The 11,784-nt window shown below is 61.7% G+C and carries 12 protein-coding genes; 4 read left to right on the top strand and 8 right to left on the bottom strand.

From position 1 onward, the window contains the following. On the bottom strand, positions 1-867 hold an 867-nt coding region (mobQ, locus tag IVA81_RS40180; RefSeq protein ID WP_247330377.1), incomplete at its 3' end, for a MobQ family relaxase. Between the two features lie 241 nt (positions 868-1,108). On the opposite strand from mobQ, the gene IVA81_RS40175 reads away from it, so the two are divergent. The 3 genes from IVA81_RS40175 (at position 1,109) to IVA81_RS40165 (ending at position 3,936) form a co-directional block, all read left to right on the top strand. Continuing rightward, complete coding sequence (locus IVA81_RS40175) at positions 1,109-1,423, top strand: hypothetical protein (RefSeq protein WP_247299899.1); 315 nt, start codon at positions 1,109-1,111, stop codon at positions 1,421-1,423. A gap of 13 nt (positions 1,424-1,436) precedes the next feature. Beyond that, a complete protein-coding gene (locus IVA81_RS40170) occupies positions 1,437-2,084 on the top strand; it encodes a hypothetical protein (protein ID WP_247299902.1) in 648 nt (215 codons plus the stop codon). Between the two features lie 1,243 nt (positions 2,085-3,327). Beyond that, positions 3,328-3,936 carry a hypothetical protein gene (locus IVA81_RS40165; RefSeq protein WP_247299906.1) on the top strand — a complete coding sequence of 203 codons (609 nt, stop codon included), beginning with the start codon at positions 3,328-3,330 and terminating at the stop codon, positions 3,934-3,936. A gap of 500 nt (positions 3,937-4,436) precedes the next feature. Here IVA81_RS40165 and IVA81_RS40160 read toward each other — a convergent pair whose 3' ends face one another. From IVA81_RS40160 to IVA81_RS40135, 6 genes are all read right to left on the bottom strand, one after another. Then, a complete protein-coding gene (locus IVA81_RS40160; RefSeq protein ID WP_247299909.1) occupies positions 4,437-6,842 on the bottom strand; it encodes a hypothetical protein in 2,406 nt (801 codons plus the stop codon). A gap of 175 nt (positions 6,843-7,017) precedes the next feature. Continuing rightward, the gene (locus IVA81_RS40155; RefSeq protein ID WP_247330375.1) at positions 7,018-8,079 is read right to left on the bottom strand and encodes an XRE family transcriptional regulator; all 1,062 of its coding nucleotides are present in this window, start codon (positions 8,077-8,079) and stop codon (positions 7,018-7,020) included. Further along, the gene (locus tag IVA81_RS40150; RefSeq protein WP_247299914.1) at positions 8,080-8,667 is read right to left on the bottom strand and encodes a hypothetical protein; all 588 of its coding nucleotides are present in this window, start codon (positions 8,665-8,667) and stop codon (positions 8,080-8,082) included. Between the two features lie 142 nt (positions 8,668-8,809). Then, positions 8,810-9,778, bottom strand: a complete 969-nt coding sequence (locus IVA81_RS40145; RefSeq protein ID WP_247330373.1) for a tyrosine-type recombinase/integrase — start codon at positions 9,776-9,778, stop codon at positions 8,810-8,812. Continuing rightward, entirely contained in the window at positions 9,775-10,035 is a 261-nt protein-coding gene (locus IVA81_RS40140) for a hypothetical protein (protein ID WP_247299890.1), read from the bottom strand. Before IVA81_RS40140 ends, IVA81_RS40145 begins: the two co-directional genes overlap by 4 nt. Beyond that, complete coding sequence (locus IVA81_RS40135; protein ID WP_247299892.1) at positions 10,032-10,349, bottom strand: hypothetical protein; 318 nt, start codon at positions 10,347-10,349, stop codon at positions 10,032-10,034. Before IVA81_RS40135 ends, IVA81_RS40140 begins: the two co-directional genes overlap by 4 nt. Before the next feature lie 604 nt (positions 10,350-10,953). On the opposite strand from IVA81_RS40135, the gene IVA81_RS40130 reads away from it, so the two are divergent. Further along, positions 10,954-11,337, top strand: coding sequence for a hypothetical protein (locus IVA81_RS40130; RefSeq protein ID WP_247330370.1), 384 nt, complete (start codon positions 10,954-10,956; stop codon positions 11,335-11,337). Positions 11,338-11,361: 24 nt separating this feature from the next. Here IVA81_RS40130 and IVA81_RS40125 read toward each other — a convergent pair. Then, a partial coding sequence (locus IVA81_RS40125) for a hypothetical protein (RefSeq protein WP_247330367.1) occupies positions 11,362-11,784 on the bottom strand: 423 nt, incomplete at its 5' end.

Raw genomic sequence — 11,784 nt, 5'->3', positions numbered from 1 at the left:
TGGCAACCGAAACTGCGCGGCCTTTCGGAGCAGCGTGCGCAGGGTCGCGGTCAGCGTTTGTCGGCGGGCACGCTCAATCCGGAGCGCGTCTACGGCCTCGCCTTGGTCGGTCTGAATGCCAGCGCGGGTTCGGAGGTGGTGTCCCCGCCCGAGCTTCGGCTCCGGCTTCCGATCAAGCACGAAAACCGCTGCGTCGGCTTCGTCCGCCTTCTCCGTGTCACCGCTGGCGCGCGCATCGGCAGCCTCAGCCTTGGCGTCCTCGCATTGTGCCGCGAGCGAGAGGTGGCTGACCCGCGTCGGCGCTCCGGCACGCTCGAGCGCTTCGTTCAGATGCGAAGCCCACGCTTCACGGAGATGCAACAGGGTGTCTCGAGCGTCGAGAGCTTTTTCCTTGCCTTCGAACCCATCGGGACCGACGCGACGAGTCGAGATCAGCACGTGAGCGTGCGGATTGCCGCCGTCCGGATCGTCTTTTCCCGTCCGTCCGTCGTGGTGCGCGATGTCCGCGACAAGACCGAGCGCGACAATCTCCCGCTCGACGAACGCGCGGACCAGCCGGACGCGATCCTCGACGCTCAGCTCGCGCGGCAACGAGAGTACGGCCTCTTTCGCGAGCCTACTGTCGACCCGGCGTTCGCTCGCCTCCACCATCTGCCAGAGCTTCTGGCGATCCGTGCGAGCCCATGCCGGTGCGCTTGGGGGAGCGAGGAGTTCGCGCGACGAGACGCCCTTGCGCCGCCTGTAGTCGAAGACTTGGCCGCGGCGGGCGCAGACCATCCGGGTGCCGGAGCGATAGGCGGCTGCGGCGACGGCCGAACGCCCGCCGGAGCGGCCGATCACCTTCAGCTCGAAGCGGTACAGCGCCATCCCGTCACCGCGCCCTGTGCGCACATACGTGGTCCAGCGGCCCGACGCTGGCTCGGTTTCAGGGTGAGGAACCCTGACGTCCGGCGCCTAAGCGCCGGACTGGGGGGAAGCCGTCCGGCGGGGCGCAGCCCCTGAGGACCGCGGGTGTCGGACGCAGTCCGAGACGTAACCGCGCCCTTCGGGACTCAACCCTAGCTTTGCCCGCCCCTCGAATGCAACTCTCAAAAAGCGAGCTTCGAACATGGACACGACCGAGACCAAGCCGAAGCGCATCAAGCGCACCCCGGAACAGAGGCTGACGGCGCTTGCCGCTGAGACCGCACGTGTGGAGGCAGAAATCCAAGCCAGGGATGAACGGGAGGCGAAGGTCGTCGGCGCTGTTGTGATCCGATGGGCCTACGACAGCCCTGCCAATGCCAAGCAGCTGGTCTCGATCATCGACAACGACGGTCTTCCGGATGTGGACCTCCGAAGGGTCACCGACCTTCTCGGCCGCCTGCACATCTTCTCCATGAGACAGGATCCTGTTCCGCCCACCGAGACGGAGCACTCGTAGGACCCTGCCGACAATGGACGGCGCGAACTCAACCGACCCCGTCATTGAGTTGCTCGACACGCTCAAGGCAGTCCGCCGCGACGTGGACCGACTCGGGCAGGACATGCAGGGGACGCTCAAGGCCGCACAGGCGGCCGAGATGGCGGCTGCAAAACCTCGTACCCTCACCCTCGACGTGTCGGCCCTCGGGCCGGCCTTCGGAACGCTGTCCGACCGCGTCGCGTCGTTGGACACGACGGTCTCCGCGCTCGGGGCCGACCGACTGCGCAGCGAGGTCGTGGCCGCGCTGCACGACGCGCGCGGTGAGATCGACGCAGCGACGCACGGGGTTCGACAGGCAACGGCTCGGCTGACACTTCGCCTCACCGCAGTTCTGAGCCTCGTCGTGCTGGGCGCCACCGGCGCACAGTTTGCCGGCGTCGCCGCGTCTACCTTCTGGGGTCAGGCGGAACGCGCCCGCCTCGCCGCCGAAGTCGAGCGCCTGCGCGTCGCATTGCCGACGCTCCAGGCGCGGGCCGAGGACTGGCAACGCCGCGCAGGCCGCGTGGTGCTGACGAACTGCCAGTCCGATGACAGGCGCACGCGCCTGTGCGTCCGCATCGACCTGAGCGCGCCGCGGTTCGGCCCGCGTGGCGAGTACGCCGTGCTCGACGGCTACTGAGTGCGCAGCGGGCCGTTCGGAATGACGATCGGGTGCATGAGCCTACCGCATGGATGGCACTCGCCGTGACGGACCCGGTCCGGAATCGGAAGGTGGCCTTGCCCTCGCCCGACCCTGCCTCCCGGCAGCTCTTTGCGACGTTTCCGCTGGCCGCTGACCGCTCCAAGATTGCGCTTTCTGAGATCCTCTGTCCGTGGGCTCGAGTTTTTTGAAGGCACCCCCCCCGGTTCGGCCGCCCTTCGCGATCCAAGCCCGCCAAGCGGCATCCACGATGGTGATGCGGTTGGGATCATTGCGCCGGCCGAGAAGGCGGCGCTCCTCGACGTGGAGAAGCCCGGAACGGGCAGCCGTCCGGATCGCGTTGCGTGCCGTCGAGGCCGACACCCCGGCTCGCGCCGCGATGGCCGACACGCACAGTTCACATGCGCCGCGCGCCCGCACCTCGTCGGCGATGATCCGTAACGCGGCGAGTTCGCCAGTCGTGTGCCGGGCCGCGAGCGCCGGGGGCATTGGACCAGAGGCAGCCAAGGTCCGCCGTCGCTCTAGTGACCGAGCGCGATCCGGCGAGCGCTGATGGCGTTTCGGGGGGAAGATGGACGGTCGGCCCGGCGGGGCGTCGCTCCGCGGCCGGGAGCTAGCAGGCCTTCGCGGCGGCACGGGCGCGGCCGGGATGACCGTCCGCCCCTCGATCAGCGCCGACAGCGCCTCGGCCTCGGCCTCACTCACCTGGCCCGCCCCGAAGGCGCGCCACAGCAGCGCCGCCACCTCGGGCAGCGCGCCCCGGGGCGCAACCTCGACGGCGCGCCTAAGTTCTTCAGCGAACATGTCCCAGCCCTTGCGGGCCACGGCACAGCAGCGAGCATCGCCTTAGCGGGCGACACCCTTCCACAGAACGAGCAAGACCGTTGACGGGATTGGCGTCCCGTCTTGACCCCTAAGGGTGCTCGTGAGACTGTCGGGAGGTGTTTGATCCCCCGCCGGTCTCTATGAGATCGGTCCACGGCCTCTCAGGTTGGCGCCTGAGGGGCCGTTGCTTTTTCTACGTTGCCGTCGTGGCGGTTATCTCCTCGAACCGGCACGAGTCCGGCATTCGCCCACCATCCCCGTACCGACACAGGCAGTCAACACGGCTACGGTAAGCCCTCCCTCGACGGGGGTCTCGAAAGGGCGGTCAGATACCCTTTCGAAAGAGTTATGGACACACCCTCTCGTCCGTCTCATTCCGAGTGACCGAGGGGCTGTCATGAGCGAGGTGTCGAAGGGGGTTTCGTCCCGCATCATGACGTATGCGGAGATCGAGGAAGCATTCTCTCTGAAACCGGCTTCAGCTCGGCAGCTCGTGCGCCGACAGGGCTGGCGTAGGCTCCCCGGTAACGACGGTAGGACCCGGATAGAGATCCCTATCGAAGAGTTTGAGCGGGCTCTCAAGAGAGGTGTCGAAACCCCTCTCGATGAAAGCGAAATCGATGCTGAGCCTCCTGTCGAAGGCCCTCTCGAAAGGACCTTCGTTGCCTTCCTAACCGCCCATATCGAACGGCTCGAGCGGGCTCTCACAGAGGCGCAGCAAGCTCTGTCGCAGGCGGTAGCTGACAGGAGCGCCGAGACTGAGAAATCCGATCACTTAGTCGGGGAGGTCGCCGCTCTCGCTCGGCAACTCGCCCAGGTCGTTGAGGAGGCCGGGGGTCGCGAGCGCGAGCTGCAAGCGCGATTAGCATTGGCCGATGCCGCAGCGGCTCAATCACGGGTAGAGTTGAGTGCTTTGGAGAAGAGAGCCGAAGCGGAGACCGCCCAGGCCCGCGCCGAGCTGGAAGCCTGGAAAGCACGCCCATGGTGGCGTCGGCTCGCCGGCTGAACCGCAGTTGTGCACCAGTCCGGATCTGGGAGGCTGTAAGTTCGTAGATCGTCGTGGGTACGGGTGTCCGTCATGAACGAGAGATCGCGTCGCCCACCACAGGAGCCAGGGCGGCCGGGATCCTACTGCAAGCGGCGTGCGGTCTCTGGTACCGGCAGATCGCGGCGGGCGGCCTCGGGGGCTTCCTGGCGGTCCGTGACCCAGATTATCGCAGCGCGCTCGGCCGCGGTCACAACCCGCCCTGGGCCTGCTGCACGGGCTTCCGAGATCAGGGCCTCCAGGGCCGATCTCAGCTCATCTGTGAAGGCGTCGTCGTTCACCCGGTTTGGACCTTTGGTATTTCGTCTACGCCAACTCGGGGTCATCGCAGAGGATGTTCGAAAACGTACGCTAAGCGCCCATACCTATGCAGATTGACAGCGCGGAGACGAACGTTCTCTCTCCGCCTCGTGTCCCGAGATCTCGCCTGCTTGCTTACCAGCATGAGCCGCTGCTGCACGCTAAGTTTTTAGGAAGCCAAGATCATAAATCATCGGTGCTAGCTTCGATGTCAGCGTCTCGTAGGTTGAGTCAAAGACAGCAAATTCGGTTTCGATTTTGTCTTTCTGTTCCTCGCGTCGACCAAGAGCGGATCGGATCTGATACCATCCAACATCGGGGCGATTGAGTTTGAGGCTTTGACGAACGCTATATACATCGGTGATGGAGAAATACGTTTGCCAAAGGATTTTACCTGCTCGTAAGACTGCGGAAGCCTCAACCGAAAACTTCTTTTTATGTAGGTATTGAACCATAAAATCTGATTCAAATCGGTCAGGTGCATTAACTTCAGCCTCGGTGAACGGAATAAAGTGATTGACCAGACTCCATTGGCGACCATTCCACTCCAATCCGTTCGCGCCAGCCGTCAGATTTTGTGTGCTGAACAACATCCAGACTAAGCAGTCCATCTTAAATTCTTCAGTAAGAGGCTCATCAGGCTGTAAGAACTGATCCCGATCATTGAGCCACGACGGCTTAACTAGACGCCGTACCGCAAACACAACTGCCGATTTCCAGAGATTTTCCTTGGTGACGAAAAAACCGCCTGCGCTACAGTACCCTGATGATAGCAAGGCGGTAAGATTTGCGTGTTGAACATCACCACCGGGCGCAATCATTCCGCCGATCGCTCCGTCTGCCCATTTAGTGCCACGCACATCTTTAATACTAGTCGTTGGCACGAGCGCGCCTTTCAAGGGCAGGGCGTCATCCTTATTAGACCTTGCCCGCTTAATCCAATTGCTCAGAAATCGCTCACTTGGTAGATTATAGAATTGCTTTTCGCCAATTGCTTCGCCTTTTTTATTAAGAACCTCCGCAACTATGTTTGTAATTGGTGTCTTCTTTTTTGCGGAATTATCGGTTTCCCAAATAAGGAAGCCAATAGGGAAATTCCCATTTAGACCATCGAATGCTTTGCTAGGCACCAAGAAACCGCCGAGATAAGATGCATTCCAAAACGACCTGAATGGCTCAAAATTTGGAGCATTTACATATTTCAAGGTACTGAACATAGCCAAGGTAGCGTTTGGTATCTCTTTGGCGATCCGCACTAGAAATTGCACGAATAGTTCGCGCGAAGCGTATCCAAAATCACTGATCGTTTTAGCAATCTGCGTCTTTGAAACGCTTTTTTTGCTCTCTGAATTTTTCCCACGAGAACTTGTGATGTTATCTATGTTTGCAGCTTCTGCATATGGCGGATTGATAAGTATCAGGATCTTTCGACCTTCGGCGATTGCCTGCCGCAGAGCGGGCGGCACTTTGTTGGTGAGGCTATAGTCAATTCTGCCATCAGCCGTAATGTCATCATTGAGATAATCATATTGAAACCGAGTGGCGGAAACGCAGGTTCTAGTAGCTTTCATAACATCGACGTCAGCTTGATCTAATGTACTCATAAAAACGTTTCGCGGGTTGGAATGCTTGGTTTCCAAGTTCCCAACGCCGCAGCACATGTCCCAAACTATGTAGTTCTTCTGCCAGTTCTTCCCAAGAACGTCGGCTAACTTATCGTAGGCTTTATCAACCACGTGGAGTGGAGTATAGAAAGCGCCCTTGAAGCTACGCTCGTCTAGCGGGATTAGGGAGTCGCGACGCTCTAATAAGTAATTGCGATACTCCTCATCTGGTGGGCGGTGATAAATTGACCAGAACTGACGGTAACCCTCACGATTACCTAGTTTATAAAGTTTACCGTCGAGGGAAAATACGGGCGCTTCTCCTTGATGGAGAAGTTCGGCCGGCAAGTTTTCATGAGTCGCCTTGGTTCCGTCATGCATGATGTCGGCGAAAAAGAGAAGGGCATATTTATCTACCGGAGCACCGCCGATTTCCCGACCGATCATCTCGACCCATTTATCGAAAACTTGCTTCAAATTATCTGGCGTGATCGAAATGCGGATAATATCGCCCTTTGTCAGAGCGGCTTTTACAGTACTGATGAATTCATCTTCGTGCGTCGCTATCCTGAACGAGACCATCCTTGTTCCAATGAACGCGGATACTTGGTCGAGCGCCTCCTTCGGGAATTTAGTAGCCGACTTGCCCCATTTTATCGTCTTCTTTTTCAAAAATGGAATAACATCAGCGGTCTTCATCAGAGCCGCCTTCTCAGTATCCATTACTGCCAGGAACGGTGGTAACTCGTCCCCTTTATTCAACCCATCCTGCACATAATGCAGAAGCTGGGTGAACATCTTATAACTTGAGTCCTTGCCGTGATGTTTAGCCTCGAACCACATTTCCTTCGTACGAATATCAATTAGCCCTTTGGTATATTTCTTCAAGCCTAACGCCTGAATGTAAACATCTTTGACGTCTTCCTCGCTGCGGACATCTTGTAGTTTTTTGTACAGAGACATTATGTTCCCGCTGGACCATGCCCGATGCACGGTAGACATCGCCGTTCGCATATGCCGTGGCAAGCGCTGTGGCAGCGTCGTGAATATCCTCACCCATGGGGTTCTCGTAGTCGAGGGCGGCGGAGACAACGCCTACTGGACACGCGTCCTCGTCACGTAGAAGGGGACCCAAAACTCAGTTCGAAACCACGAGGCGTAGGCCCTGGCGCGGGAGATACGCGCGCTCAACGTCGGCTTCGTTCGCAGCCAGAAGGCGCGCCAAGTCAGACAAGCTGTATCCAAGCTCGTTGCAGTGATACTTGATGATATCTCTAAGGCGCCAAGGTTCTTCTACCTGTATTTCGTATGGCTCACCCTCGTTGAAAGATTTATTATACTGAACATTCATGTTTTTGTACTGAGAATCAGTAATTAATTTTAGGTCGTAAGTTCTTTTAATCAAGCTTTTTATAGAGACCTTCCAGTACGCTTTCACTCTACCGAGAGCAGTAATCTTAGGAGATATCAAATATGATTTGATATCCGAGGCAGGCATGAGGAAAGCCGCAGCGAAGCGGTGCGCCTCCTCTTCCATCTTCTGATCGTCGTCAGGCACGGTGTGCATAACGATGTGTCCAAGCTCGTGCGCGAGCGAGAAACGGAAGCGGTCCCCGGCAACATCCTTGTTCATGAAGAAGAGCGGTGGCATGCCCTCCGAACGGAAGCTGATGCCGTCCAGAAGCTTGGTGTGGAAGCTCGTCATGATGACGATGCCGCCCGCCTGCTCAATCGTATCAACCACGCAGGCGACCGGCCCACGCGGCAGCATCCAGTACGCGCGCAGCCGCTCGGCGACCTTCTCTGGCGTGAGGCCGCTCTCGTCCAGGTCGATCTGAGGGATCGGCTTGGCGACTTCCAGGTCGTAGGAGCGCAAGAGCCTCGCCACGTGCTGACGCCGGATGTTGATGACCGCACCGATCCGCGCGAGTGGCTTCGCGCCGAGCTTCGTGCGCTTGCGGTAGTGAAAGGCGGGGAACACGATCGCGCGCTCGCGCTGATGGAAGAAGGCTGTAGGGAAGCGGAGTGCCTTCGCGAGGTTGCCCAGCACCTCGTCGGAGGGTTGGCCGATCAGGCCGTGTTCGAGCTTCGAGATGAGCGCCTGCGTGACAGACGCCTCTCTCGCCAGATCAGCCTGGGTCATCTCGCGCGCCTCACGCGCGAGTCTCAGCATGTCAGCGTTGAAGACCGCGTCGGTCACTTAGCGTCCTCGTCTCGCACGCGCCGCCTCAAAGTCGGTCCGACCAGTGTCAGGGATCCGCTCCGGCGTGATGTCCACCCACGCAGCCTGGGCTTCCGTAGCGGTGACCTGCGCCGTCCAGATCACGTCCTTGCCGATCTGCCTGACAATCATCACCCGCTCGATCGCGGCCCCGGCGGCATCCATTTGGTAGCCCGCATACAGACGCACGGCCGCCTCGGGCAGATCGAGGAGGGGCATCTCGTCGTCATAATCCTGCTGTTGCAGGGTCTGGTAGTTAGCGTGTTGGCCTAACCCGTTCACCTTCTTGACCCGGATCAGCGCCTGATCCCGGTAGTTGAGCAGGTGAAGCCCCCGGCGATCCAGGAAGTTCACCCCAGGCGTGCCGTCGAAGCGGTCCATCAGCGCTCGTTCGGCGTGGTCGTAGATGCAGCACGCGGCAGCGCGATCACTGTGCTGCGCACGAACCGCATCCGAGTACCCGTCACCGTTGTAGGTGGCGACCGCCTCGTACAAGGCGTCGTGGATGCCGAGCAGCAGGGGCTCGATGATCGCCATCTGGCGCGACTGGTCTTCTTCCACGTCCATAAGGCCCTCTCCATCCGGCAGCACGTCGCGCCCTTGGAAGGATATGGCGGAAAATATAACCGTTTCAATAACCGAGCCGCAACTCCTTGTCGGGCCTTACGCTTTGGACTCCTGGGCGTCCCAGACGAGAGCCCTGGAAGCGCTACAATCCGATCTCGACAGCGAGATTGTCGGCGAACAGGGCCCCCTCACGGACGTACCGGCGCAGGGTGCTGAGCGAGGCGTGACGGGTCTGGTGAGCGATCCGGATCTCGCCAACCCCGGCATGGGCGGCCGAGGTCGCGAACCCCGCCCGCATGGAGTGGCCCGCATAGGCCGCCGCGTCGAGCCCGGCGGCGCCAGCGCGGCGCTGGACGATCAGCGCGACGGCGTTGCCGGACAGCCGCCCGCCGAGGCGGCCGTGACGGTCGACGGCGCGGAACGCCGCCCCCTCGGCGATCCCGGTCGCGGCAAGCCACGCCGTGTAGGCGGCGGCCGGACACGTCGCCTGTCCCGTGCGCCCGACCGCGAGCACCGCGCCGCGACCCTCGGCGTCGGTCTTGCTGCGCCGGATCGTGACCCGCAGGCCCTCGGGCAGGACGGCGATGTCGGCCACGTCGAGGGCGGCCAGCTCGGAGCGCCGCAACGCGGCGGCGGTGCCGACCAGGAGCAGGGCGCGGTCGCGCCGGTCGGCGAGGCCGTCGCCGAGCCCGGCGAGCACCTGCTTCAGGCGCGGCACGGTCAGGGCCTCGGCGCGGCGCTGGGCGGAGCCGCGCTCGCGCCGGAGGCCCGCCAGCACGTCGGCCACGGCCGGGTGGCGCACGTCGAGGCCGAGCCCGGCCCGGCGGTGCCGGGCGGCGAGGCTGCTCACCCGCCGGGCGAGGGTCGCGAGCGACAGCCGGTCGGCGCAGTCGGCGAGGTAGAGCCCGACCACGGCCGGGGCGGCGGGCAGCGGTTCGAGGCCGCGGGCGGCGCACCACCCCGCGAATTCCCGCCAGTCGGCCTCGTAGGCGCGGAGCGTGTTAGCGGCGCGCGCCTGCCGAGCGAGTCCGGCGGCGCGGGCGGCGACCGCTTCCAAGTCGAGCGCGGGGCCGATTGCGGTCTCTGCGACAGGGGTAGGAAGGGTGGTCACGGGGAACCCACGTCGTTGGAGGTTTCGGTCGCCAGCAGGTTCTGGATGAGCGTTCGGTGCGTGTGGTTGATTGAGAGGGTCCAGTCGATCTCGCACAGGAGGCGCTCGGCGCAGGTCCGCGCCTTCGTGCCGGGGTCGAGGCCGTGGAGGAGGTGAACTTGCCGTTCGCGCCGCCGCTCAGTCTCGGCGATCTCCCGATCTGCGTCCGCGAGCGCGTCATCGAGGAGCGATGAGGCCGGGACGGGCGCGACGGTCATCCCTGACCCCTCAGGTCCTGGAGCTGGAGTCGGGCCTCAAGGACAAGGCGTAGTTTCGCGTCGGCGAGATCGAGCAGATCCTGGGCGCTCGCCGGGAGGTCGGGGCGTTCCAGGGCCTCCTTCAGCACCCGCTGTTCCTGACGCAGGCCGTCCAGGGTGCGCATGTCCTCCGACATCAGCCGGTCCTGCTCGGCGGTGTCGGCCCCATCCCGGATTAGGGCGAGGAGCCCAGCAGTCCGCGCGGCCGAGCGCATCTCGATCGCGGCGATCTCCCGGCGCACGTCCCGGAGCATCTGCTCCAACAGCGCCACCATGACCGACTCCGTCTTGACCTCCGATAAGCGTCATTATCACAGCCCAGAAGACGCCACCCCGCGGCTGCCCACACCCTAGGCAGCTCCTTCACGAAACTGTGAATTGCCGCCAATTCGGGCTTTGGCGAGCCGCCAAATTCCATTAGGTTACTTTTAAGAATGTATTCACATGTGGCCAGTGAAGTCCATCGACTTCACTGGGGTGGCGAATGCCCCTCCACATGTGACGGGTCTCTCCCGTCTTTATGATGTCGTTCTTGCTCCTTGTAGCAGTATTTCTCAGCTTTTTCAAGATACTGTCTGCCGGTCCGGCCCACTTATCCAATGGTCTCCGCTCTGTACTTTCGGCAAAGAGCGATATTCATAGACGGCCTCGCAACTGGAAATGCCGGGGCCTCACATGTCCAACTCCAATCAGAACGAAGACCGCAAAGATCAGAATGCCTCCGCTGCGCCGGAAGCTTCAAACCCGCTGCGCCCTCATGATTGTCGATATCTCGTACAGGTCAGGAGAGCCGGTCACCTTTCATGGGAGTGCCGCAAGGAGAATGCCCTTCTTCTGAGTACCGCGACGTACGTTGCGGGCGTCCCCGTTCCGGAAGACGTGCGGATCGAACTCTGGGAATGCGAGATCGAGGATTTCGAGATCGATACCTGGGACCGCGTGCGGCTCCTCAAGCGTGACAACAAGGAAATCACGCCCGAGGACGAACGCGCGTTTGAGCGGATCCGGGTGCGCGTTGACCGGTGTCTGACCTGTCGGTGCAAGGTCCCACCGAACGTCGATGACGGGCCGAATTTCGACCGTACCATCGGCGATCTCATCATCGACGCGCGCGCCAAGAAAGACGCGGAGGCCAAGCCCGCTCCCGTCGTTCCTCAGCCGGCTCCGGCTCCGGTGCCGCCGAACCTCACCCCGAAGGCCGAACAGAAGCGCAAGCCCAAGTCCCGCAAGCCGGTTCGGAACGATGGGTGGGGCAGGGACTAGCGCGCCGGCCCGTGGATCGGCCGCTCAGCGGCCGATCCCACGTCCACGATCTCGCCGCATCACGGCGCGGACCCTCAGTAACTCCTGTTCGATACGATGGCGCTCAATCTCCTCTCGACGCAGGTCGCGCTCACGTGCCGAGGCCTGCTCACCATCTCCCAAAGCCAAGCGCCGCTCAGCTTGTTCGTGCCTCAACGCGCGCTGTCGTTCCTGTGCCTTGATGCGCTCATCGGGAGTCAGGCGCTCCCCTTCGCCGCGTGCCAAGCGACCCACCGACACCGCGAGGTTGGTATCCCGCAGCGAGGCCATGGCACCTTCGCTCAAGCTTTGACGCAGGCGGTCGCCGAATTGCAACCGAAACTGCGCGGCCTTTCGGAGCAGCGTGCGCAGGGTCGCGGTCAGCGTTTGTCGGCGGGCACGCTCAATCCGGAGCGCGTCTACGGCCTC

It is taken from the genome of Bradyrhizobium sp. 141, assembly GCF_023074055.1.
Taxonomy (GTDB): Bacteria; Pseudomonadota; Alphaproteobacteria; order Rhizobiales; family Xanthobacteraceae; genus Bradyrhizobium.
This window is presented reverse-complemented; position numbering and strand designations above follow the sequence as displayed.